Below are 21,853 nucleotides of genomic sequence, written 5' to 3'. Positions count from 1 at the left end.
GGATCCATGCCCCTGCCACCCCGTTCCAAGCCGCGCCGCACCCCAGCGCCGCGGCCTGCCGGCCCCCGCCGGCCGGCCAAGGCGCCACCGGCCGAGCCGCGCCTGGTGCTGTTCAACAAGCCGTTCGACGTACTGACCCAGTTCAGTGACGGCGACGGCCGCGCCACCCTCAAGGATTTCATCGATATCCCCGGGATCTATCCCGCCGGGCGCCTGGACCGCGACAGCGAAGGCTTGCTGTTGCTGACCAACGACGGTCGCCTGCAAGCACGGATTGCCGACCCCAAGCACAAGCTGGCCAAGACCTATTGGGTCCAGGTTGAAGGTGAGCCCAGCGAGGAGCAGTTGCAGCGCTTGCGCCAGGGCGTCGAGCTCAATGACGGCATGACCTTGCCAGCCGAGGCGCGGCTGTTGGCCGAGCCGCAGTTGTGGCCACGCGAGCCGCCGGTGCGCTTTCGCAAGAGTGTGCCGACGGCCTGGCTGGAGCTGGTGATTCGTGAAGGGCGCAACCGTCAGGTGCGGCGCATGACCGCTGCGGTCGGCTTGCCGACATTGCGTCTGGTGCGGGTGAAGATCGGCGACTGGACGTTGGACGGGTTGGATCAGGGCTGCTGGCGCGACGCACCGCCCAAGCTGTAGATGAGCAGGGCGTGTGCGTCAGACGCCCTCGATCATTCCCACCACCACGCTCTTGATGATGAACGCGAGCACGCCCAGGCCGAGCACGAAGAACAGGATCAGCGTGCCGAAGCGGCCTGCCTTGGATTTTTTCGCCAGGTCCCAGACGATGAATCCCATGAAACCGATGAGAATGGTCACCAGGATGATCATCATCCATTCTTCGAATTTTTCAGGATCCATCTGTGCGCTCCAGGCAGGCTCAAGCGGCGGAGTATACGCCCGGGCCCCTCAGCTGTTAACGCAGGTGGGTCAATGGCAGCTCGGTGCTGGCCAGAACCTGGTTGAGCACGAAGCTGGAACGCACGCTGGTAACGCCTTCGATGCGGGTCAGACTGCCCAGTAGCAGTTTCTGGTAATGGTCCATGTCCGGCACCACCACTTTGAGTTGATAGTCGGCATCCATGCCGGTCACCAGGCTGCACTCGAGCACCTGCGGCAGGCTGCGCACGGCGGCTTCAAACGTCTCGAAACGCTCAGGGGTATGCCGGTCCATGCCGATCAAAACATAGGCGGTCAGGCTCAAGCCGAGCTTCTTGCGGTCCAGCAGTGCAACCTGGCGCGAGATGTAGCCGTCGTCTTCCAGTTGCTTGACCCGACGCGAGCACGGCGAGGGCGACAGGCCGATGCGTTCGGCCAGTTCCTGGTTGGAGATGCGCGCATCGCGCTGCAATTCGGCAAGGATGCTCAGGTCGTAGCGGTCGAGCTTGCTCATGAAAGGGGCCTTTTCTGTTCGGATTGCGGCGAATTATCAATCCAGGGTTAAAAATTGCGCAAGTGCTATTTATCTGAGCAATCTTCGCAATCCTGTGCCGGGCTCTGGCCGGTATCTTTATCAACAGAATCACTGCCCGGACATCAGTCCACGGCGACCGGCCCAGGAGGCCGCTCGCGGCCCGCGATCAACACGATCAGCCGGCCCCCGGGCTACGCTCTGTCTACCAGACGGGGTGAGGTGAGCCGGCGCCACAAGTGCCGAGCACGGACGACAATTGCAAAGGGAGGCCACTTGGCCTCCCTTTTTTATGGCTGGATTTTCATCTGCCCACGCATGCTGCGCGGTAAACTGGCGGCAGTTGCGGTTTTACTTGTCGAGAGGAATACCATGAGGTCGCGCGGCTGGCAGTTGGCAGGGGTAGGTGTGCTGGCAATGGCTATCAGCGCCGCAGTGCAGGCGCAAGGGCCTGGCGATGGCCGTGGGCCACAAGACCCGAATGGCGGCGGTAGTTCCGGCTCGTCATTGAATTCTCGGGATGAAGTACGCCAGACCGAGCAACCCCGTCAGGGTTATTACCAGGACATCCCGCGCCGTGGCCCCGACAATCGCCATTGGCAGGCGGGCGGCCCCGGTCAGCGCCCCGGTGACAACTGGTCAGGTCGCCCCGATGGTCACGGCAATGGTTGGGGGCCAGGCCCGCAGTACCACCCCGGGCAGGCGATCGACCGCTTCCCTGAGCAGCACTGGAAAGTGCCCTATCGCGGCCGCGATTATTTCTACTCCGGGGGCTACTGGTATCAGCCGCAGGGACCGCGCTACGTAGTGGTGCGCCCACCTTACGGCGTGCGCGTCGGCTACCTGCCGCCGTATGCGCGAGAAGTCTGGCGCGGCGGTGCGCTGTTCTTTCTGGTCGCTGACACCTACTACCAATACCTGGCCGACAGTCGCGAGTACGTGGTGGTGAATCCACCGGTCAGCCAGCCTGTGCCACCGTTGCAGGCCAACAGTGGTTATGACGTGGTTGCTTACCCAAGCTACGGGCAAAACCAACAGCAGCAGGATCAGGACCGCTATCAGTGCCATCGCTGGGCTGTCGAGCAGTCCGGCTTCGATCCGGCCCAGGCCAGCTATGCGCCGGCGGCAAATGTCGCCGACCTGTATCGGCGCTCGCTTGGGGCGTGCCTTAGTGGGCGTGGGTACAGCATCAACTGATAGCGCTCGTTTCTGATGTTTTGTCTTATTCGAGTATGTCGGGGGCTGCTTTGCAGCCCTTTCGCGACACAAGGCCGCTCCTACAGTTGACCGCGCAAGCCAGGCGTTACGCGGTCCCTGTAGGAGCGGCCTTGTGTCGCGAAAGGGCGCAGAGCGCCCCCCGGCGTCCTGACTGACATCACAGCGGGTCGGCATGCACCATCACATCCGCCTGCGGATAGTGCTCGCGGATCACTGCCGAGGCTTGCACGCACAGCTCGTGGGCATCATGCAGTGACAGCGTGCCGGGCAGCTCAAGGTGCAGTTGCACAAACCAGTAGCTGCCGGACACGCGCGTACGCAGATCATGCGCGCCGAGCACCCCGGGGATGGCCGTGACCAGCGCCAGCATCTGCTCGGCCACATCGCCGGGCAGCTCCTTGTCCATCAGGATCGCCGTACTTTCCCGAGCAATCTGCACTGCACTCCAGAGGATATACAAGGCAATGCCCAGGCCGAACAGCGCGTCCAGCTGCGGCCAGCCATAACCGGCCAGCAGCAACGCCAGCAGGATGCTGCCGTTGAGCAGCAGGTCGGAGCGGTAATGCAGGGAATCGGCACGCACTGCGGTCGAGCCGGTGGCCTTGATCACTTTGCGCTGCAGCGCCAGCAGGGCCACGGTCAGCACCAGTGACAGCAGCATCACGCCAATACCCGCCGCCGTGTCGCCCAGCGGCTGCGGTGATTGCAGGCGACTCACCGCCTGCACCCCGATCAGCACCGCACTGGCGCCGATGAACAGGGCCTGGGCCATGCCGGCCAGCGCTTCGGCCTTGCCATGGCCAAAGCGGTGATCGTCATCGGCCGGGCGCAGGGCGTAGTGCACTGCCAGCAAGTTGAGCAGCGAGGCCACCGCATCCAGCGCCGAGTCGGTCAGCCCGGCCAGCAGGCTGACCGAGTCGCTCAGCCACCAGGCAATCGCCTTGCTTACCACCAGAATGCAGGCCACCGCCAGCGAAGCGCGAGTGGCCAGGCGGAGCAAGCGTTGCTGTTCGGCAGTGGGCGTCATGCGTTGAGCATCCTGCGAAGTGTCAGGCGGCCGGGATCAGGCCGTAGCTGGCCAACTGCTCGACGCTGCCGCGGTGCTGGATCAGGCGCGGGTCGTTGAGCGGCAGGCGCTGGCCCAGTTCGCTTTCGAGAATAGCCTGCAGCTTGCTGTTGTCGATGCTGCCATCGGCATTCACCGCCGGCTTGAGCTTGGCCGGGTCGACCTGGGCGGTGGTGCCGCCGGGGTAGTAGATCGCGCCAGTGGCAAAGTCGACACCAAAGGCGATCAGGCCCGGGATCACGTAGAACAGAATGCCGATGGCATCGAGGGCGACGATCACCGGGTCGACCTTGCCTTCGATCTGGCCACGGCGATCTGGATAGAACAACGTGCCGCAGGCCGTCAGCTGAGTCAGCAGGGTGGCAACCAGGGCGCCACCGATGACGCGGGAATGAATGCGCATGTAAATCTCCGATGGAAAATCGCAACGAAACAGGCCAGCGGCCTGCTGCCGATAGTATGACCTATCGGGCCTCGCCCGGTTCGCCGTTATACTCGGCGCCTCGTTCGAGGACCACCATGATTTCATTACCAATCGATGCCGTACTGCCCGCCCTGCGCCAGGCGCTCAGCGCGCGCCACGAAGCCGTGCTGGAAGCGCCGCCTGGCGCCGGCAAGACCACCCGCGTGCCGCTGGCCCTGCTCGACGAGCCGTGGCTGGCCGGCCAGCGCATCATCATGCTCGAGCCACGCCGCCTGGCCGCCCGGGCCGCAGCCGAGCGGCTCGCCAGCGAGCTGGGCGAGCAGGTCGGGGAAACGGTCGGCTATCGGATTCGGCTGGACAGCAAGGTCGGGCCGAACACCCGCATCGAAGTGGTCACTGAAGGCATCCTGACCCGCCGGCTGCAGTCGGACCCGGCGCTGGAAGGTGTAGGCCTGCTGATTTTCGACGAATTTCACGAGCGCTCACTGGACGCCGATCTGGCGCTGGCGCTGACCCTCAACGGGCGGGCGCTGCTGCGCGACGAGCCAGCGCTGAAAATCCTGCTGATGTCGGCAACCCTCGAAGGCGAGCGCTTGGCGCGCCTGCTCGACGACGCTCCGGTGGTCAGCAGCCAGGGCCGCATGCACCCGGTAACGATCCAGTGGGGCCGGCCGATGCAGCCGGGTGAGTTCGTCGAGCCGCGGGTGGTCGACTGCGTGCTGCAGGCGCTGGCCGATCAAAGCGGCAGCCTGCTGGTGTTTCTGCCCGGCCAGGCCGAGATCCGCCGAGTCCAGCAAAGCCTGCAGGAAGCCGTCGGCGAGCGTTCCGACATCATCCTCTGCCCGCTGCACGGCGAGCTTGACCTGAACGCCCAGCGCGCCGCCATCGAACCGCCGGCCAAGGGCCAGCGCAAGGTGGTGCTGGCGACCAACATTGCCGAAACCAGCCTGACCATCGATGGCGTGCGGGTGGTGATCGACGCCGGCCTGGCGCGGGTGCCGCGGTTTGACCCGGGCAGCGGCATGACCCGCCTCGACACTCAACGCATCTCCCGCGCCAGCGCCACCCAGCGCGCCGGGCGGGCAGGGCGGCTGGAGCCGGGCGTGTGCTACCGGCTGTGGTCCGAAGCGCAGCATGAACAATTGGCCGCCCACGGCACCGCAGAAATTCTCCAGGCCGACCTGGCCGGGCTGGCGCTGCAACTGGCGCGCTGGGGCGTGGGCCCGGACCAGTTGAGCTGGCTCGACCAGCCGCCTGCCGCTGCCTACGCCCAGTCGCAAGACCTGCTGGCCCGGCTTGGCGCCTTTAAACCGGCCAGCCGCAGCAACCTGAGTAGTCATGGCCAGGCCATGGCCGAACTGCCCGCGCATCCACGGATCGCCCATCTGTTGCTGCGCGGGCAGCAACTGGGTCTGAGCGAAATGGCCTGTGACGTCGCCGCGCTGCTGGGCGAGCGTGACATCCAGCGCGGTGGCGGCGCTGATCTGCACAGCCGGCTGGCACTGCTCAGCGGCCAGAGCAAAGCAGTGCGCGGTGCGCAAGGCGGCGTGCAGCGTGCCCGCCAGTTGGCGCGCCAATACCGCGGTCTGCTGCGTGGCAGCGCGCAGACGCCGGTCGTCGACCCGCAGCATCCACGCTGGCTCGGTGCACTGCTGGCGCTGGCGTATCCAGACCGGGTTGCCCAACAGCGCCGTGAAGGCAGTGCCGAGTACCGTCTGGCCAATGGTCGCGCAGCGTTGTTTGCCGAGGTCGATGGGCTGATGAAGTGCCCGTGGCTGGTAATTGCCGACCTCGGCAGCCGCCAGGGCCAGCGTGAAGAACGGATCTATCTGGCTGCCGAGTTCGACCCTGAGTTGTTCGACGGCGTGCTCGCCGAACAGGTGCAAACCCTCGACCTGCTCGACTGGGATGAGCGCGAGCAGGTCCTGCGCGCCGAGCGCCAGCGCAAGGTCGGTGAGCTGGTGCTGAGCCGTGAAGCCCTGCCGGGGCTCAACGATGAAGCCCGCGCGCAGGCGCTGCTCGGGCTGGTCCGACGCAAGAGCCTGGCCTTGTTGCCGTGGACCCCGGAGCTGCGCCAGTGGCAAGCGCGGGTGGCTCTGCTGCGCCAGCTTGATATGGCGCAGAACGGCGCCAGCGACTGGCCCGATCTGTCTGACCAGGCCCTGCTCGACAGCCTCGAAGCTTGGTTACAGCCATATCTGGGCAAAGTCTCGCGGCTCAGCCATTTCGCCCAGCTGGATCTGTCGTCGATCCTGCGCAATCTGCTGCCCTGGCCGCTGCCGCAGCGGCTGGAAGAGTGGGCGCCGCAGCATCTGGATGTGCCCTCCGGCTCGAGCATCCGCCTGGACTACAGCGAGACGCCGCCGATTCTGGCGGTGCGCCTGCAAGAGCTGTTCGGTCTGGCCGACACCCCACGCATCGCCCAGGGCCGCCAGCAGGTCAAGCTGCACCTGCTGTCGCCGGCACGCCGGCCAGTGCAGGTGACCCAGGATCTGGCCAACTTTTGGCGCATGACTTATGCCGAGGTGAAGAAAGACCTTAAAGGCCGTTATCCCAAGCACTACTGGCCTGATGATCCGCTGATCGCGCAGGCCACCGCGCGGGTCAAACCGCGAGGGACCTGAGCAGTGAGGGCTAGCTGGTTTTTTGCAGGAGGAAGGTGGCGATCTCACTTTCGCTGATATTCAGGTAGTTGAACCGGCCAGATTGGTGATGGGGAGTGTCTTCCAAGGTACCGACTCTGTGTCCGAGGTGGTCGCGCAGATGACACAGCAGGCCTTCGTCGGTCTCTTGCAGGGGTTCAATTTTCCAGTAATCGGTCACCTCTGCGATCCAGTAGAAGCCCAGATAGCCGTTCGTGCTGACTCCCAGTCTGCGCGGTACCTGCGGGCCGGGGACTTGCTTGCTCCGGCCAGGGATGTGCAAGTGATAGTGCAAGCGGTTGTCTTCCATGGAGTGGTAGTCGAAGGAGATGATCAATGAAGGTTCATTGCCCCCCGTTTGCAGCCAGTCGTTTTCTGGGCTCACGCCCCAAGAGAACTTATCGTTCGGCTGGCTCAGCCGCAGTGGCGTATTTCGACCCTCTTCATGCAGATACAGCCTGGCGCGAAATGAATTGGCGTATGTATCGATGATGCTTGGGTTCATGGAGTGTGCCTCGCAGTGCCTAGGGTATGGGCCGCACGGTTCCGGGCGGCGTTACACCTTAGGTTGCGAGCTCAGCTCAACGGAGCCTGAAGCCTTTCCTGGCTGTGCTCATTCACCCCGAGGCGGGCGCTGCGGCCCAGGCATGGCGAGGTCGGCGCGTACGGGCAGGTGATCGGAAATCTGCTCGGTGCCGTTGCCCAGCACATAGGCCTGCAAGCGCAGCAGGCGCGGGCTATGGAAGATGAAGTCAACACTGCGATCGGGCCCGCTGAGGGCCGGGTCGTTGGGGAAGTGGGTCAGCCACAGTGCCCGCTCGGCGCCGCTGGCTTCAGCATTGCTGGGGATCATCGGGTACTTGTCCCAGAGCAGGTGCAGGTCGCTGTCCGGGGCGTAGCTGCCACGCTGGGCAGGCGGCAGGCGGCGATACTGGCCTAGCGGCAACTGCTTGAAGTCGCCGCCGAGCAGCCACGGCGTACCCTGGCTTTCGAGGCGGTCGACGACCTTGCTGACGTGGTTCATCTGCCGCCTTTGCAGGTCGCTGCCGGCGCGGTAGGCCGACAGCTGGGTGTTGAGCACCGCCAGCCGGCTGCCGTCGCTCAACGGCAGATAGCTGACCTGCAACGCCGGTTGCTGCTCGAGCAGCCGGCTCAGCGGGCCGCTCACGTCATTGGGCAGTTGCAGGCGCTCGGCCTTGGCGATCGAGTAGCGACTGAGGGTAGCCAGGGTGCGGCCCACGCTGCCGAAGATATGCCGGTCGGGGACAAAGCCAGCCTGCCACTGATAGCTCTGCACGCTGCACGGGTAGAGGTCGGCCAGACGCTCGTGGAGCAGGCCGAGCTGGTCCTGGTAATCGCTGGCCTTGGCGTCTTTGTCCAGCTCCTGCAGCAGTACCACATCAGGCTGTTCTGCACGGATCACCCGCGCAACCTCATCGAGGGTGAACGCCAGGTCTTCCGCGGTGGCGCGGGTATCGCTGCCCTGGCCCTGGTCGTTCCAGAACACATAGCGCTTGCCGGCCAGGTGCTGCACGTTCCAGCTCATCACTTTCAGCGGCTGGCCGGCTTGCAAGAGTGGCGCCGGGTTCTGACAGGCGACTGGCAGCGCTTCACGCGGGGCAGGTTGCCAGCCCAGATGGTTGGCCAGCAACCAAAGCAAGGCCAGCGCCAGGAAAATCAACAACAGGACGTTGCGCAGTAGTCGGATCATCGGCTCGGCTTGTCGGTGCGAATGGCGCCAGCATACCCAAGGTGGTGGCGCCGTGTCAGCGTGGCTCAGGCGCCAGCATTGGCCTCAAGCAGCATGAAGATGCGGAACAGCACCACGCTGCTGAACAACTGCAGCAGCCCACTGAGGCTGTCCATGGCCAATTGCACGCCACCGGCGGGGTCGGGGAAGGCCATCAGCAACAGGCCGTCGAGCAACCATGCCGGTGCCAGCGAAACGAACACGCAGACCAGAATGCGCATGAAATGGCCAGTGGTCATCCGCGCGCTTTCGCGCATGGCCTGCATCAACGGCATGCCGCGCAGCACCAGCAGGTACTCGGCAAACACCAGGTTGATCATGATCCAGATGCCGGGGAACACGAACAGTGCCAGGCCGGCCATGATCAACAAGGTGCTGATCATGATCAGCAAGGCCAGCGGCGGCCACAACTGCACGGCGCGGGCAAACAGATCGCGCTTGGCGATGTGCTGGTCGTGGCTGCGGGTGTCCAGGTAGAGGATCAGCGCCGCACTGTACAGCGGGTACAGCAGCAGACTGACAAGCATGCCGTAGACCGGGGAGGCGCTGTCGCCGAGCTGGCGATAGAGCAGTTGGGTGGCCAGTGCCTCGAGCACGATCAACGGCAGGCAGAGCTGGACGATGCTCGCCAGGTGGCGGCGGAAAAAGTACAGGGAGTCGCGCAGAACGCTCAGCGGATTCATCAGTCAACATCGCATGGCAGTAATAGCAGGGGCGTAACTTTAGCCCACTCCGGCCCTTGCTGAAAAAAGTTTCACCCGTGCGCCGATTGAATCCCGCGCCGCCACCCCCCATCTTTGACGCATCCGATGTCCCGCCCAGCGCGTGAGGTAAGCATGAATACCGAAGAACAATCGCTGATCGATGGCCTGTTTGGCCGTATCAAGCAAGCCGAAGACCCCAACCAGCCGCGCGATGCCCAGGCCCAGGCCTGCATCGAAGCGCACCTGCGCACGCAACCGGCGGCGCCGTACTACATGGCCCAGGCGATCCTGGTGCAGGAGGCTGCGCTCAAGCAGCTGGATGAAAAGAACAAGCAGCTGGAGGCCGAGCTGAAGCAGGCCCGCGCCCAGGTCGATGCGACCCGCAGCAGCAACACCAACAGCGGTGGCTTCCTGTCGAGCATCTTTGGTGCCGGTAGCCGCAGCCCTGATCCGCAGCCGCAGCGCCCGGCAGCTCCAGCAACGTCTGGCGGCGGCTGGCGTGACCCTGCGCCTGCTGCGTACAACGCGCCAGCACCAGCCCAGCAACCGCAGCAGCAATCGGCGTTCAATGCCGCGCCGGCCCGCTCGGGTGCATCGAGTTTTCTCGGTGGGGCCATGCAGACGGCAGCCGGAGTTGCCGGTGGCGTGCTGCTGGCGCAGGGCATCAGCAGCATGTTCCACCACAACTCGCAGCCAGACGAAGTGGTCGAGGTGATCAAGGAAGAACCGGCGCCGGCCAGTGACAGCGGCGGCTGGCAGGACCAGGGTGCGCAGCAGCAGGTGGCCGACAACGGTGGCTACGGCGCTGACCAGGGCGGCTACGCCGACACTGACTACGGCAGCGACGATGGCGGCTTCTTCAGCGACGACGACAGCTTCGTCTGACAGCTGGCATACTGCTCAGCTTTGCGGGCGCCTGCCCGCTCAGCCGAGGCCTGGATGAAAAAAATCGCGCTGTTCGCCGACGTGCAGAACCTCTACTACACCGTCCGCCAGGCCCACGGCTGCCACTTCAACTATGCAGCGCTGTGGGCCGAAGTGAGCCGCGAAGGCACCATTGTCGAAGCGGTGGCCTATGCGATTGATCGCGGCGACAGCAAGCAACAGCAGTTTCAGCAGATTCTGCGCAACCTCGGTTTCGAGGTGCGCCTCAAGCCGTATATCCAGCGCAGCGATGGCTCGGCCAAGGGCGATTGGGATGTCGGCATTACCCTGGATGTGATCGAAGCGGCCAGCCGGGTCGACCAGGTGGTGCTGGCGTCTGGCGATGGTGACTTTGATCTGCTGCTGGAGCGGGCGATTCAGCGTCATGGGGTAGAAGCAGTGGTGTATGGCACGCCTGGGTTGACGGCACTGTCGTTGATACGCGCGGCCAGCCGTTATGTGCCGATCGAGGGGCATCTGTTGTTGCGCCACTGATCGTACGCGGTCCCCTGTGGGAGCGGCCTTGTGTCGCGAAGGGGTCGCGTAGCGGCCCCAGGTTTTATGCCGCATCACAAATAGTCGGGGCCGCTGCGCAGCCCTTTCGCGACACAAGGCCGCTCCTACGGGGATCGTGTTCGATCTGTCAGGCAGCGGTGTTCGCAGGTTAAACTGCCGCCTTCGCTGAACCCCCCTGACGGTATTGAAATGAATTTCGCCCAACTCGGCCTGATCGAACCGCTGCTGCGCACCTTGCAGCAGCGCGACTACTCCACCCCGACGCCCGTGCAGGCCCAGGCCATCCCCGCCGTGCTGGCTGGCCGCGACCTGATGGCCGCCGCCCAGACCGGCACCGGCAAGACCGCAGGCTTTGCCCTGCCGGTGTTGCAGCGGCTGGCGCTGGAAGGTGAGAAGGTCGCCAGCAATTCGATCCGCGCGCTGATCCTGGTGCCGACCCGCGAGCTGGCCGAGCAGGTCCATGCCAACGTCCAGCAATACGCCGAAAACCTGCCGGTCTCGACCTACGCCGTGTACGGCGGGGTCAGCATCAACCCGCAGATGATGCGCCTGCGCCGTGGTGTCGATCTGCTGGTGGCGACCCCAGGCCGGCTGCTCGACCTGTTCCGGCAAAAAGCGGTCAAGTTCGGCCAGGTGCAGATGCTGGTGCTCGACGAAGCCGACCGCATGCTCGATCTGGGCTTTGCCGAAGAACTGCAATCGGTGTACGCCGCACTGCCGCGCAAGCGCCAGACCTTGCTGTTTTCGGCGACCTTCTCCGAGCAGATCCGCATGCTCGCAGGCCTCGCCCTGAACGACCCGCTGAGCATCGAAGTCAGCCCGCGCAACGCCGCTGCCAATACCGTCAAACAGTGGCTGGTGCCGGTCGACAAGAAGCGCAAGGCCGACCTGTTCTGCTACCTGCTGCGCAAGCAGCGCTGGAAGCAGGTGTTGGTGTTTGCCAAGACCCGTAACGGTGTCGATCAACTGGTCGAGCGCCTGCTCGCCGAAGGCGTAGTGGCCGACGGCATCCACGGCGATCGCCCGCAAGCGACTCGCCAGCGCGCGCTGGATACCTTCAAGGCCCGCGAGATTCAGGTGCTGGTTGCTACCGACGTGGCCGCCCGTGGCCTGGACATCGACGACCTGCCGCTGGTGGTCAACCTCGACATGCCAATCGTCGCCGAAGACTACGTGCACCGGATTGGCCGTACCGGCCGGGCCGGCAACAAAGGCGAGGCGATTTCGCTGGTATGCGCCGATGAAGTGCAGATGCTCTCGGCGATTGAAACGCTGATCCGCCAGACCCTGCCGCGCCACGAAGAACCGGACTTTATCCCCGAGCACCGGGTGCCGCTGACCGACGCCAGCGGGCAAGTGATCAAGAAACCGAAAAAGCCCAAGAAGCCCAAGGAAAACAGCGCTAAGCGTGGTCTGGGCAAATGGATGGATAGCACTGATTCGGCCGACGCCAAGCCAGCGGTGAAAGCCGTGCGCAAGGTGCCGAGCTTCAACGGTGGCCCGCGCAAGCGCAAGCCGTAGGCTGATCAGAGCCGAGCGCAGACCCTGCGTTCGGCTCGACTCGCCATCAGCGGGCGTTGAGCCACTCGGCCGCAGCCTTGCCCGCACGCAAGCCACTGGCAAAGCACGCCGTGAGCAGATAGCCGCCGGTCGGTGCCTCCCAGTCGAGCATCTCGCCAGCGCAGAACACCCCCGGTAGCTGACGCAGCATCAAGCCCTCATCCAGCCCAGTAAAACGCACCCCACCGGCACTGCTGATGGCCTCGTCCAGCGGCCGCGTGCGTACCAGCTCGATCGGCAGCGCCTTGATCGCCGCCGCCAGTGCCTGCGTGTCAGCAAACGTGGCCTGATCGGTCAGCTCACGCAACAACCCCGCCTTCACGCCATCGATGCCCAACTGACTGTGCAGATGCTTGGCCATCGAGCGCGAGCCACGTGGCTTGGCCAGGGCCTGGGCGATTTTGTCCACAGGCTTGTCTGGAAGCAGATCGAGCAGCAGGGTAGCGCGGCCCTGGCGGTTGATCGCCTCCCGTACCGGCGCCGACCAGGCATACACCAGGCTGCCTTCGACGCCTTGGGCGGTGAGGATGAATTCGCCCTTGCGCGGCGGGCTGCCGGGCATGGCCAGAGCGATGTTCTTCAGCGGTGCCCCGGCAAACTTGCTCACCAGCAGTTCGCTCCAGCCTGCTACTTCAAAACCACAGTTGCTCGGCTGCAATGGCGAGATATCCACAGCCCGCTCTGCCAGCAATGGCAGCCAGGCGCCGTCCGAACCAAGCCGTGCCCAACTGCCGCCACCCAGCGCCAGCACCACGGCATCAGCCTGTACGCTCAGTTCGCCCTGTGGATAAGCTATCCGCAGCGCGCCCTCGGCATTCCATCCCAGCCAACGATGCCGGGTGTGGATAACTACGCCGCTGTCGCGCAGGCGTTTGAGCCAGGCGCGCAGCAACGGCGCGGCTTTCATATCGGTGGGGAACACCCGCCCTGAGGTGCCGACAAAGGTCTCGATGCCGAGATCATGTATCCACTGGCGCAGCGCGTCGGCATCAAAGTCACGTAACAGCGCGTCGATCTCGCGGCTGCGCTCGGCGTAGCGGCCGACAAACGCGGGGTAGGGCTCGGAATGGGTGATGTTCATCCCGCCAACGCCCGCCAGGAGAAACTTGCGCCCCACCGACGGCATGGCGTCGAACACCTGCACCGCTACGCCCGACGCCGCCAGGGCTTCGGCGGCCATCAGCCCGGCAGGGCCGGCACCGATAACGGCAACCAGAGGAGGGCGAGCAGGGTGAAGATCAGACATGGTCGGCGGCAACGGGCTGTGGAAAAGAGCCGGCATTCTACCCCAAGCACGCTTTCGCAAGCACTGCTCAAAAAATGATCAGTGCTTTGCAGGCCATACAGCTAGAGGCCTGCAGCGGGTTGCCAGCAGGTTATCCACAGGCGGTTCCACAGTCATTGTGAACAACTGATGACACGCGCTGCGGTGTGATGAAGGATGCCATGGCGCTTGGCCAAGGCCAGGCGGTCCTTGCTGTAGCCGCCACCAATCACCCCGACCACCGGGATATCCCGCCCCAGGCAATGCCGCAGGACCTTTTCATCGCGCGCCGCCAGGCCTTCGTCGGTCAGTTGCAGGTAACCCAGCGCGTCGTCCTTGTGCACATCCACTCCGGCGTCGTACAGCACCAGGTCGGGCTGGTACAGCGGCAGCAAATAGTTGAGCGCGTCATCCACCACCTGTAAGTACTCGGCGTCGCCCATGCCCCGCGGCAGCGGGATGTCCCAATCGCTCTGCGCCTTGCGCGCGGGGAAGTTCTGCTCGCAGTGCAGCGACACGGTGATCGCCTCCGGCGTGTCTTGCAGCATGCGTGCGGTGCCGTCGCCTTGATGCACGTCGCAGTCGAAGATCAGCACCCGGTGCACGCGCCCGGCCTCCAGCAGATAACGGCTGATCACCGCCAGGTCATTGAAGATGCAAAAGCCTGCCGGGTGGTCGTAGTGGGCATGATGAGTACCGCCGGCGAGGTGGCAGGCGACGCCGTCGCGCAGGGCCATCTCGGCGCTCAACAGCGAGCCACCGACCGCCCGCACGGTGCGCCGGGCGAGCGCTTCGCTCCAGGGTAGGCCAAGCCGGCGCTGGTCCTCGCGGGACAACTCGCCGCTCATGTAGCGCTCGATATAGCTACGGTCGTGGGCCAGCGCGAGGATGTCGTTGGGGCAGATATCGGGGCGCAGCAAATCTTCGTCGCGGGTCAGGCCGCTGTCGATCAGGTGGTCGCGCAGCAGGCGAAACTTGTCCATCGGGAAGCGGTGCTCGGCGGGAAACTCCGGGCTGTAGTCGTCGTGGTAGATCAGCGGCAACGGCATGATGGGATCGCACTAGAGATGTGTGTGGATAGTGCCAGCTCCGGTGGCCGTTGGGCTATTGCCGGGCGCCGCCGCGTTGCTGGGCCTACCCTGTAAGATGCGATACGACCTTTTCGGAGCTGGCTGATGACGCTGATCCCCAAACTTGAGAGCGCCCGCCTGATCTTGCGCCAGTGGCACGACGAAGACCTCGCCGAGTTTGCCGCGATGTCTGCTGACCCCCAGGTAATGCGTTACTTCCCGGCGCCGTTGAGCCGGGTCGAGGCCGCTGCGCTGATCGGCCGGGTGCGCGGTCACTTCAATGAATACGGCTACGGCCTGTGGGCGCTGGAGCGCAAGGACACCGGCGCGTTCATCGGCATGACGGGCCTGCTCAACGTCAACTTCGACGCGCCGTTCGCCCCCGCGGTGGAAATCGGCTGGCGCCTGGCCCGCCGGCACTGGGGCCTGGGTTTTGCCAGCGAAGCGGCCTGGACTTGCCTGCGCTGCGGCTTCGCCCAGCTGCGTCTGGAGCAGGTGGTGTCGTTCACCAGCGAGAGCAACCTGGCGTCGCAGAAGGTCATGCAGGCCATCGGCATGCAGCAGGACCTCGACGGCAGCTTCGACCACCCCAAGCTTGCCGCCGATGACCCGCTGCGCCGGCACGTGCTGTACCGCATCGATCGCGCCCACTGGCAGGACACCCTGCACGGCTGAATGGCGCTGCATGCGTAGCGCTGATGACAAATTCTGTATCATCTTGTCTTTCAAAAATGCTGTAGCGCCGTGCTGCCTAGTTAGGAGAACACCCCCATGAGCCACGTGTTGGACGACCTGGTCGACCTGTTGAGCCTTGAAGCGATCGAGGAAAACCTGTTCCGTGGCCGCAGCCAGGACCTGGGCTTTCGCCAGTTGTACGGCGGCCAGGTGCTCGGCCAGGCGCTGTCGGCTGCCAGCCAGACAGTCGAAGACGCCCGGCATGTGCATTCGCTGCATGGCTATTTCTTGCGCCCGGGCGATGCCAGCCTGCCGGTGGTGTATTCGGTTGATCGCGTGCGTGACGGTGGCAGCTTCAGCACCCGTCGGGTGACTGCGATCCAGAAAGGCCACACCATCTTTACCTGCAGCGCCTCGTTCCAGTACGACGAAGAAAGCTTCGAGCACCAGGCGCAGATGCCCGATGTGGTCGGCCCGGAAAACCTCCCCAGCGAAGTCGAACTGGCCAGCGCCATGGCCGAGCAACTGCCCGAGCGCATCCGCGACAAGGTGCTGTGTGATCGGCCGATCGAAGTGCGCCCGGTAACCGAGCGCGACCCGTTCAACCCCAAGCCCGGCGACCCGGTCAAATACGCCTGGTTCCGCACCAGCGGCAGCCTGCCGGACGTGCCCGCACTGCACAAATACCTGCTTGCCTACGCCTCCGACTTTGGCCTGCTGACCACCGCGCTGCTGCCCCATGCCAAGTCGGTGTGGCAGAAGGACATGCAGATCGCCAGCCTCGACCACTCGCTGTGGTTCCACCGTGACCTGCGCGCCGATGACTGGCTGCTGTATGCCACCGACAGCCCGTGGGCCGGCAACGCCCGTGGCTTCTGCCGCGGCAGCATCTACAACCGCGCCGGGCAACTGGTTGCCTCATCGGCTCAGGAAGGCCTGATTCGCCATCGCAAGGACTGGTCATGAGCCTCTCGACAGTACGCAACTGGGTGTTCGACATGGACGGCACGCTGACCGTGGCGGTGCATGATTTTGCCGCCATCCGGGTAGCGCTGGGCATTCCGCCCGAGAACGATATTCTTACCCATCTGGCCGCCTTGCCTGCTGCCGAGGCCGAAGCCAAGCACGCCTGGTTGCTCGAACACGAGCGTGACCTGGCCGTGGCGTCGACTGCCGCAACGGGCGCGGTCGAGCTGGTGCGCGAGCTGGCCGGGCGTGGTTGCCAGTTGGCGATCCTCACCCGTAATGCCCGCGAGCTGGCCCACGTCACCCTCGAGGCCATCGGCCTGGCCGATTGCTTTGCCAAGGAGCTGGTGCTCGGCCGCGACGAAGCCGCGCCCAAGCCAAGCCCCGATGGTCTGCTGAAAATCGCCCAGGCCTGGGACGTCGATCCCAGCGAGCTGGTGATGGTCGGCGACTACCGCATCGACCTGGAATGTGGCCGCACCGCGGGCGCACGCACGGTACTGGTCAACCTGCCGGACAACCCCTGGCCAGAGCTGACCGACTGGCACGCCGCCGACTGCCGCCAGCTGCAGGCGATGCTCGGCTAAGCTGCACAGCCCCCCAACCACTCACAGAGGAACAGCTGTCATGACCAGCAAGGCCATCTACGTTCAGCCCGGCGGCGGTTACGCCAACGTCCAGATCGGCACCTGCGAGGCTGCCGCGCCGCAGGCCGGCGAGATCAGCGTGCGCCTGCACGCCAGCTCGCTCAACTACCATGACTTTGCCGTGGTCAGCGGCATGTGGGGGCCGAGCGAGCGGCGCATTCCGATGGCCGATGGCGCTGGGCAAGTGACGGCGGTGGGCGCGGGCGTCACCGAGTTCAAGGTCGGCGATGCGGTGGTCAGCACGTTCTTCCCCGACTGGCTCGACGGCCAGCCGCTGGTCGAGGGTTTTGCCAGCGTGCCTGGCGATGGTATCGATGGCTATGCGCGCCAGCAGGTTACTGCGCGCGCGACCTCGTTCACCCGTGCGCCCAGTGGCTATAGCCATGCCGAGGCCGCTACCCTGACCACGGCTGGGCTGACTGCCTGGCGTGCATTGATGGCCGATGATCAGCTCAAACCGGGTGACAGCGTGCTGGTGCAGGGCACCGGTGGCGTATCCATTTTTGCCCTGCAGTTCGCCAAGCTGGCCGGCGCTACGGTGATCGCTACATCGTCCAGCGATGCCAAGCTGGAGCGGCTCAAGGCGCTGGGCGCCGATCATGTGATCAACTACCGCAGCACCCCGGCCTGGGGCGAGCAGGTGCGCAAGCTGACTGACAATCGCGGCGTCGATCATGTGATTGAAGTCGGCGGCCCGGCCACCCTTGAGCAGTCGATGATCGCGGCGCGGATTGGCGGGCATATCTCGCTGATCGGGATTCTTACCGGCGTCGCTGGGGAGTTGCCATTGGTGCAGGCACTGGTGCGGCAGATTCGTCTGCAAGGCGTGCTGGTCGGCAGCCGCGCGCAGCAGCAGGCGATGGTTCGCGCTATCGACGCCAATGGCTTGCGGCCGGTGGTTGATAAGCACTTCGAGCTGGAACAGATCGTCGAGGCGTTTCAGCATCAGGAAAGCAATCGCCACTTCGGCAAGATCTGCCTGACGTTTTGAGGACGTTGGGGGCTGCTTTGCAGCCCTTTCGCGACACAAGGCCGCTCCTACAGACGACCGCGTACCAACGACTTACGCGGTCACCTGTAGGAGCGGCCTTGTGTCGCGAAAGGGGCGCGAAGCGCCCCCGGCGTCCCCGACTCTTCACTCGGGCAGCAAGCGGTCGCGGCTGTTGGACAGGTGCAGGCAGATCGCTGCCCGCGCCGCATCCGGGTCCTGCCGGCGGATGGCATTGAGGATCGCCTCATGTTCCAGGTTGGCCAGGTAGGCATGCCGGGCCAGCTTGGCGCCCGAGCGCTCATCGGCCGCCATGCGGTTGCGCGGGATCAAGCCGCTGCCCAGTTGCGCCATGGTCTCGCTGAAATACAGGTTGCCGGTGGCCTCGGCGATCAGCAGGTGAAAGCGCCGGTCGGGTTCGATGCAGCTGTCGCCGGCGGCGGCGAGGTCCTGATGGTCATCCAGTGCCTGGCGCATGCGCTGCAACTGGCTGTCAGTTCGGCGCAGCGCGGCCAACGCCGCAGCCTGGCCTTCCAGACCAATCCGTAATTCCAGCAGATCACGCACGCTGGCTGCGCTTTCGGCGCCGACGCGCAGGCCGCTTTGTGCCTGGCGTTCGATAACGAAAGTGCCAATGCCATGGCGCGGCTCGACCAGGCCGGAAGCCTGCAACTTGGATAACGCCTCGCGCACCACGGTGCGGCTGACGGCGTGCTCGCGTACCAGGGTGTTTTCCGAGGGCAGCTTGTCGCCGGGCTTGAAGGTGCCGAGCAGAATCTGCTGGGTCAGGCTCGAGACCAGATCATGGGCGCGGCTGTGGCCACGTTTACGCGGGGGATCGATGGCTTCGGGGGCGGTCATGGGCGGCTCCGCAACGGTTCAGACAAGTGCCAGGGGCTCGCGGCGAGATTAGCACCAGAGCTTGTCTGACAAGTTGAAATTTCAAATTATTTTCATCGGCACAAATCAGACAGGTGCTGTCGTTGTTTAAACCCTATTCATTATTTTTGCCGATTTTATTCACTTTATAAGCTTGTATTTCGCTTTTTGCTAACCGTTCAGCATCTTGTCGTACAACTGCGTGAGGCCTATTCTGGCCTCCACTGGCATGTCAGACAACCAAGCGCGCTACCCGCCGCCGTGACCGCCATCGACCCGCACAAAAACAATTAGTGGGAGATTCTGCAGTGAACGACACCCTCGCTCCGTCCGCACGGCGTGACGACGTGTTGACCAGCGCCGTGGCCAAAGTCAAACGCCACGTCCTGCCGCTGTTCGTCATCATGTTCATCGTCAATTACCTGGACCGCGTCAATATCGGCTTCGTCCGCCCGCACCTGGAGAGCGACCTCGGCATCAGCGCCGCCGCCTACGGCTTTGGCGCCGGGCTGTTCTTTATCGGCTACGCCTTGTTCGAGGTGCCGTCGAACATGCTCCTGCAGCGCGTCGGCGCCCGTGTGTGGCTGACCCGCATCATGTTCACCTGGGGCCTGGTGGCAACCGCCATGGCCTTCGTCCAGACCGAAACCCAGTTCTATGTGCTGCGCTTTTTGCTTGGCGTGGCCGAGGCGGGGTTCTTCCCGGGGGTGATCTATTACTTCACCCGCTGGTTGCCTGCGGCTGAGCGTGGCAAGGCGATTGCGATATTCCTCAGTGGTTCGGCAGTCGCCTCGCTGATCTCCGGGCCGTTGGCCGGCATGCTCATGCAGATTCAGGGCTTCGGCATGCATGGCTGGCAATGGATGCTGTTCATCGAAGGCATGGCCTCGGTGTGCCTGACCTTTGTGGTGTGGTTCTGGCTCGACTCCAAACCCCACGACGCCAAGTGGCTGAGCCGTGCCGAGCAGGACGCGCTGGTCGAGACCATCGACCGCGAGCAGCGTGAGCGCGAGGCGAGCGGGGTGGTCAAGACCTCGGCCTGGCGCCTGCTCAAGGACCGGCAGATTCTGCTGTTCTGCGGCATCTACTTCTGTATCCAGCTGACCATTTACGCCGCGACCTTCTGGCTGCCGAGCATCATCAAGCGCATGGGTGATCTGTCCGACATCCAGGTCGGCTTCTTCAACTCGATCCCGTGGCTGATCTCGATCATCGCCATGTATGCCTTCGCCGCCGGTTCTGCCCGCTGGAAGTTCCAGCAAGCGTGGGTCGCCGCTGCGCTGATCATCGCCGCCATCGGCATGTTCATGTCCACCACCGGTGGCCCGGTGTTCGCCTTTGTCGCGGTGTGCTTTGCCGCCATCGGCTTCAAGTCGGCTTCGGCGCTGTTCTGGCCGATCCCGCAGGGCTACCTGGATGCGCGCATCGCCGCGGCGGTGATCGCCTTGATCAACTCGGTCGGCAACCTCGGCGGCTTTGTCGCGCCAACCACCTTCGGCTTGCTCGAGCAGCACACCGGCTCGATCCAGGGCGGCCTGTATGGCCTGGCGGTGACCTCGGTACTGGCGGCGATCGTGGTGTTCTTCGTGCGCACCGGCCCCAAGGCCAACACGCCCAATGACCTCAAACCGCAGTCGGCCCTGAGCCAGACCCACTGACCCGGCAGGACAACAATAATGACTATGCATAACCCAGCAGACACCTTGAACGCCACTCAGGCTCACAATGGCACCCCCGTGGTCACCGATTTGCGCGTGGTGCCGGTAGCCGGCCACGACAGCATGCTGCTCAACCTCAGCGGCGCCCATGGCCCGTACTTCACGCGCAATATCGTCGTGCTGCGCGACAGCGCCGGCAACACTGGCGTGGGCGAAGTACCTGGTGGCGAGACCATCCGCCAGACCCTCGAAGACGCCCGCAGCCTGGTAGTCGGCCAGCCCATCGGCCATTACCAGCGCGTGCTCAACGCCATACGCCAGACCTTTGCCGGGCGCGACGTCGGCGGCCGCGGCCTGCAAACCTTCGACCTGCGCATTACCGTACACGCGGTGACCGCCATCGAGTCAGCGCTGCTCGACCTGCTCGGCCAGCACCTCGGCGTGCCCATCGCCGCCTTGCTCGGTGAAGGCCAGCAGCGCGATGCGGTGAAGATGCTCGGCTACCTGTTCTACATAGGCGACCGCCAGCAGACCGATCTGGCCTACCGTAACGAACACGATGCCGATGACGACTGGCTGCGCCTGCGTCACGAAAAAGCCATGACCCCAGAAGCGATCGTGCGCCTGGCCGAGGCCGCCAAGGCCCGCTACGGATTCAGCGACTTCAAGCTCAAGGGTGGGGTATTGCGCGGCGAGGATGAGATCGAAGCGGTTACCGCCCTGGCCGAACACTTCCCGCAAGCGCGCATCACCCTCGACCCCAACGGCGCCTGGTCACTCAAGCAAGCGATTGCCCTGTGCCGTGACCAGCACCATGTGCTGGCCTACGCCGAAGACCCTTGCGGAGCCGAAAACGGTTACTCCGGGCGGGAGGTGATGGCCGAGTTCCGCCGCGCCACCGGGCTGCCGACCGCGACCAACATGATCGCCACCGACTGGCGGCAGATGGGCCATGCGATCCAGCTGCAGTCGGTGGATATCCCGCTGGCCGATCCGCACTTCTGGACCATGCAAGGCTCGGTGCGCGTCGCGCAGATGTGCCATGACTGGGGCCTGACCTGGGGTTCGCATTCGAACAACCACTTTGATATTTCCCTGGCAATGTTCACTCAGGTCGCGGCCGCGGCGCCGGGGGAAATCACGGCAATTGATACTCACTGGATCTGGCAGGACGGCCAGCGTTTGACCCGTGAGCCGCTGCGGATTATCGATGGCCATGTGCGTGTGCCGGCAAGGCCGGGGTTGGGGGTGGAGCTGGATGAAGATCAGTTGGCCAAGGCGCATGAGTGCTATCGCAATATGGGTTTGGGTGCGCGGGATGATGGGGTGGCGATGCAGTACCTGATTCCGGGCTGGAAGTTTGATAACAAGCGGCCTTGCCTGGTGCGCTAGAAGACCGTGTAGCATCCGGGCGACGCGTCTTTGTAGGAGCGGCCTCGTGTCGCGAAAGGCCCGCAAAGCGGGCCCGGCGACATCGGCGGCGAAGCTCAG

At 64.4% G+C, this 21,853-nt stretch carries 22 protein-coding genes; 12 read left to right on the top strand and 10 right to left on the bottom strand.

The annotated features are described in order from the left end of the window. Window positions 1–6: 6 nt before the first annotated feature. Window positions 7–639, top strand: coding sequence for a pseudouridine synthase (locus ACIOAU_RS20765; protein ID WP_101322239.1), 633 nt, complete (start codon window positions 7–9; stop codon window positions 637–639). A gap of 18 nt (window positions 640–657) precedes the next feature. On the opposite strand, the gene ACIOAU_RS20760 is transcribed toward ACIOAU_RS20765, so the two are convergent. Then, window positions 658–861, bottom strand: coding sequence for a DUF2788 domain-containing protein (locus tag ACIOAU_RS20760; protein ID WP_101322238.1), 204 nt, complete (start codon window positions 859–861; stop codon window positions 658–660). Between the two features lie 55 nt (window positions 862–916). After that, a complete protein-coding gene (locus ACIOAU_RS20755; protein WP_101322237.1) occupies window positions 917–1,393 on the bottom strand; it encodes an Lrp/AsnC family transcriptional regulator in 477 nt (158 codons plus the stop codon). 390 nt (window positions 1,394–1,783) lie between these two features. Here ACIOAU_RS20755 and ACIOAU_RS20750 point away from each other — a divergent pair, with 390 nt between their 5' ends. Continuing rightward, entirely contained in the window at window positions 1,784–2,608 is an 825-nt protein-coding gene (locus ACIOAU_RS20750) for a DUF6515 family protein (RefSeq protein WP_181107859.1), read from the top strand. Window positions 2,609–2,786: 178 nt separating this feature from the next. Here the strand turns inward: ACIOAU_RS20750 and ACIOAU_RS20745 are convergent, their stop codons facing one another. Together ACIOAU_RS20745 and ACIOAU_RS20740 are read right to left on the bottom strand one after the other, a co-directional pair. After that, complete coding sequence (locus tag ACIOAU_RS20745) at window positions 2,787–3,656, bottom strand: cation diffusion facilitator family transporter (RefSeq protein WP_401184358.1); 870 nt, start codon at window positions 3,654–3,656, stop codon at window positions 2,787–2,789. 22 nt (window positions 3,657–3,678) lie between these two features. Further along, entirely contained in the window at window positions 3,679–4,098 is a 420-nt protein-coding gene (locus ACIOAU_RS20740; protein WP_101322234.1) for a polyribonucleotide nucleotidyltransferase, read from the bottom strand. 116 nt (window positions 4,099–4,214) lie between these two features. Between ACIOAU_RS20740 and hrpB the strand changes: the two genes are divergently transcribed. Beyond that, entirely contained in the window at window positions 4,215–6,743 is a 2,529-nt protein-coding gene (gene hrpB / locus ACIOAU_RS20735) for an ATP-dependent helicase HrpB (RefSeq protein WP_401184355.1), read from the top strand. Between the two features lie 10 nt (window positions 6,744–6,753). On the opposite strand, the gene ACIOAU_RS20730 is transcribed toward hrpB, so the two are convergent. The 3 genes from ACIOAU_RS20730 to ACIOAU_RS20720 all read right to left on the bottom strand — a co-directional run bounded on the left by ACIOAU_RS20730 (window position 6,754) and on the right by ACIOAU_RS20720 (window position 9,194). Then, the gene (locus ACIOAU_RS20730; RefSeq protein WP_401184353.1) at window positions 6,754–7,266 is read right to left on the bottom strand and encodes a hypothetical protein; all 513 of its coding nucleotides are present in this window, start codon (window positions 7,264–7,266) and stop codon (window positions 6,754–6,756) included. 108 nt (window positions 7,267–7,374) lie between these two features. Then, the gene (locus ACIOAU_RS20725) at window positions 7,375–8,472 is read right to left on the bottom strand and encodes an endonuclease/exonuclease/phosphatase family protein (protein ID WP_150573697.1); all 1,098 of its coding nucleotides are present in this window, start codon (window positions 8,470–8,472) and stop codon (window positions 7,375–7,377) included. 65 nt (window positions 8,473–8,537) lie between these two features. Then, a complete protein-coding gene (locus ACIOAU_RS20720; RefSeq protein WP_401184350.1) occupies window positions 8,538–9,194 on the bottom strand; it encodes a YciC family protein in 657 nt (218 codons plus the stop codon). Between the two features lie 153 nt (window positions 9,195–9,347). Here ACIOAU_RS20720 and ACIOAU_RS20715 point away from each other — a divergent pair, with 153 nt between their 5' ends. The 3 genes from ACIOAU_RS20715 (at window position 9,348) to ACIOAU_RS20705 (ending at window position 12,176) form a co-directional block, all read left to right on the top strand. Continuing rightward, entirely contained in the window at window positions 9,348–10,100 is a 753-nt protein-coding gene (locus ACIOAU_RS20715; RefSeq protein WP_181107854.1) for a DUF2076 domain-containing protein, read from the top strand. A 54-nt stretch (window positions 10,101–10,154) separates the two neighbouring features. After that, window positions 10,155–10,634, top strand: coding sequence for an NYN domain-containing protein (locus tag ACIOAU_RS20710; RefSeq protein WP_101322228.1), 480 nt, complete (start codon window positions 10,155–10,157; stop codon window positions 10,632–10,634). A gap of 210 nt (window positions 10,635–10,844) precedes the next feature. Continuing rightward, window positions 10,845–12,176, top strand: a complete 1,332-nt coding sequence (locus ACIOAU_RS20705; RefSeq protein ID WP_103435085.1) for a DEAD/DEAH box helicase — start codon at window positions 10,845–10,847, stop codon at window positions 12,174–12,176. Window positions 12,177–12,222: 46 nt separating this feature from the next. Here the strand turns inward: ACIOAU_RS20705 and ACIOAU_RS20700 are convergent, their stop codons facing one another. Together ACIOAU_RS20700 and ACIOAU_RS20695 are read right to left on the bottom strand one after the other, a co-directional pair. Then, window positions 12,223–13,461, bottom strand: coding sequence for a TIGR03862 family flavoprotein (locus ACIOAU_RS20700; protein ID WP_401184345.1), 1,239 nt, complete (start codon window positions 13,459–13,461; stop codon window positions 12,223–12,225). A 152-nt stretch (window positions 13,462–13,613) separates the two neighbouring features. Beyond that, a complete protein-coding gene (locus ACIOAU_RS20695) occupies window positions 13,614–14,528 on the bottom strand; it encodes a histone deacetylase (protein ID WP_150571274.1) in 915 nt (304 codons plus the stop codon). A gap of 126 nt (window positions 14,529–14,654) precedes the next feature. Between ACIOAU_RS20695 and ACIOAU_RS20690 the strand changes: the two genes are divergently transcribed. From ACIOAU_RS20690 to ACIOAU_RS20675, 4 genes are all read left to right on the top strand, one after another. Continuing rightward, window positions 14,655–15,224, top strand: coding sequence for a GNAT family N-acetyltransferase (locus ACIOAU_RS20690; RefSeq protein WP_401184342.1), 570 nt, complete (start codon window positions 14,655–14,657; stop codon window positions 15,222–15,224). 96 nt (window positions 15,225–15,320) lie between these two features. Continuing rightward, the gene (gene tesB / locus ACIOAU_RS20685) at window positions 15,321–16,190 is read left to right on the top strand and encodes an acyl-CoA thioesterase II (protein ID WP_101322224.1); all 870 of its coding nucleotides are present in this window, start codon (window positions 15,321–15,323) and stop codon (window positions 16,188–16,190) included. After that, a complete protein-coding gene (locus tag ACIOAU_RS20680; RefSeq protein ID WP_150571273.1) occupies window positions 16,187–16,777 on the top strand; it encodes an HAD family hydrolase in 591 nt (196 codons plus the stop codon). The genes tesB and ACIOAU_RS20680 overlap by 4 nt, the downstream gene beginning before the upstream one ends. 40 nt (window positions 16,778–16,817) lie before the next feature. Continuing rightward, entirely contained in the window at window positions 16,818–17,828 is a 1,011-nt protein-coding gene (locus tag ACIOAU_RS20675; RefSeq protein ID WP_150571272.1) for an NAD(P)-dependent alcohol dehydrogenase, read from the top strand. 144 nt (window positions 17,829–17,972) lie between these two features. On the opposite strand, the gene ACIOAU_RS20670 is transcribed toward ACIOAU_RS20675, so the two are convergent. Next, complete coding sequence (locus ACIOAU_RS20670; protein WP_101322221.1) at window positions 17,973–18,686, bottom strand: FadR/GntR family transcriptional regulator; 714 nt, start codon at window positions 18,684–18,686, stop codon at window positions 17,973–17,975. A gap of 326 nt (window positions 18,687–19,012) precedes the next feature. Between ACIOAU_RS20670 and ACIOAU_RS20665 the strand changes: the two genes are divergently transcribed. After that, window positions 19,013–20,362 (top strand): MFS transporter, encoded by a 1,350-nt coding sequence (locus ACIOAU_RS20665; RefSeq protein ID WP_101322220.1) that lies wholly within the window; start codon window positions 19,013–19,015, stop codon window positions 20,360–20,362. Window positions 20,363–20,386: 24 nt separating this feature from the next. Further along, entirely contained in the window at window positions 20,387–21,754 is a 1,368-nt protein-coding gene (gene gudD / locus ACIOAU_RS20660) for a glucarate dehydratase (RefSeq protein ID WP_401184509.1), read from the top strand. The last annotated feature ends 99 nt before the right edge of the window (window positions 21,755–21,853 follow it).

The organism is Pseudomonas sp. NPDC088322, assembly GCF_044740745.1.
Taxonomy (GTDB): Bacteria; Pseudomonadota; Gammaproteobacteria; order Pseudomonadales; family Pseudomonadaceae; genus Aquipseudomonas; species Aquipseudomonas shirazensis.
The sequence above is the reverse complement of the archived record's forward strand: the minus strand, read 5'-3'. Positions and strand labels throughout refer to the sequence as shown.

Bases quoted from the DNA above. Each gene is read 5' to 3' on its own strand.
- ACIOAU_RS20765 (WP_101322239.1), top strand. From the start codon at position 7: ATGCCCCTGCCACCCCGTTCCAAGCCGCGCCGCACCCCAGCGCCGCGG.
- ACIOAU_RS20760 (WP_101322238.1), bottom strand. From the start codon at position 861: ATGGATCCTGAAAAATTCGAAGAATGGATGATGATCATCCTGGTGACC.
- ACIOAU_RS20755 (WP_101322237.1), bottom strand. From the start codon at position 1,393: ATGAGCAAGCTCGACCGCTACGACCTGAGCATCCTTGCCGAATTGCAG.
- ACIOAU_RS20750 (WP_181107859.1), top strand. From the start codon at position 1,784: ATGAGGTCGCGCGGCTGGCAGTTGGCAGGGGTAGGTGTGCTGGCAATG.
- ACIOAU_RS20745 (WP_401184358.1), bottom strand. From the start codon at position 3,656: ATGACGCCCACTGCCGAACAGCAACGCTTGCTCCGCCTGGCCACTCGC.
- ACIOAU_RS20740 (WP_101322234.1), bottom strand. From the start codon at position 4,098: ATGCGCATTCATTCCCGCGTCATCGGTGGCGCCCTGGTTGCCACCCTG.
- hrpB (WP_401184355.1), top strand. From the start codon at position 4,215: ATGATTTCATTACCAATCGATGCCGTACTGCCCGCCCTGCGCCAGGCG.
- ACIOAU_RS20730 (WP_401184353.1), bottom strand. From the start codon at position 7,266: ATGAACCCAAGCATCATCGATACATACGCCAATTCATTTCGCGCCAGG.
- ACIOAU_RS20725 (WP_150573697.1), bottom strand. From the start codon at position 8,472: ATGATCCGACTACTGCGCAACGTCCTGTTGTTGATTTTCCTGGCGCTG.
- ACIOAU_RS20720 (WP_401184350.1), bottom strand. From the start codon at position 9,194: ATGAATCCGCTGAGCGTTCTGCGCGACTCCCTGTACTTTTTCCGCCGC.
- ACIOAU_RS20715 (WP_181107854.1), top strand. From the start codon at position 9,348: ATGAATACCGAAGAACAATCGCTGATCGATGGCCTGTTTGGCCGTATC.
- ACIOAU_RS20710 (WP_101322228.1), top strand. From the start codon at position 10,155: ATGAAAAAAATCGCGCTGTTCGCCGACGTGCAGAACCTCTACTACACC.
- ACIOAU_RS20705 (WP_103435085.1), top strand. From the start codon at position 10,845: ATGAATTTCGCCCAACTCGGCCTGATCGAACCGCTGCTGCGCACCTTG.
- ACIOAU_RS20700 (WP_401184345.1), bottom strand. From the start codon at position 13,461: ATGTCTGATCTTCACCCTGCTCGCCCTCCTCTGGTTGCCGTTATCGGT.
- ACIOAU_RS20695 (WP_150571274.1), bottom strand. From the start codon at position 14,528: ATGCCGTTGCCGCTGATCTACCACGACGACTACAGCCCGGAGTTTCCC.
- ACIOAU_RS20690 (WP_401184342.1), top strand. From the start codon at position 14,655: ATGACGCTGATCCCCAAACTTGAGAGCGCCCGCCTGATCTTGCGCCAG.
- tesB (WP_101322224.1), top strand. From the start codon at position 15,321: ATGAGCCACGTGTTGGACGACCTGGTCGACCTGTTGAGCCTTGAAGCG.
- ACIOAU_RS20680 (WP_150571273.1), top strand. From the start codon at position 16,187: ATGAGCCTCTCGACAGTACGCAACTGGGTGTTCGACATGGACGGCACG.
- ACIOAU_RS20675 (WP_150571272.1), top strand. From the start codon at position 16,818: ATGACCAGCAAGGCCATCTACGTTCAGCCCGGCGGCGGTTACGCCAAC.
- ACIOAU_RS20670 (WP_101322221.1), bottom strand. From the start codon at position 18,686: ATGACCGCCCCCGAAGCCATCGATCCCCCGCGTAAACGTGGCCACAGC.
- gudD (WP_401184509.1), top strand. From the start codon at position 20,387: ATGCATAACCCAGCAGACACCTTGAACGCCACTCAGGCTCACAATGGC.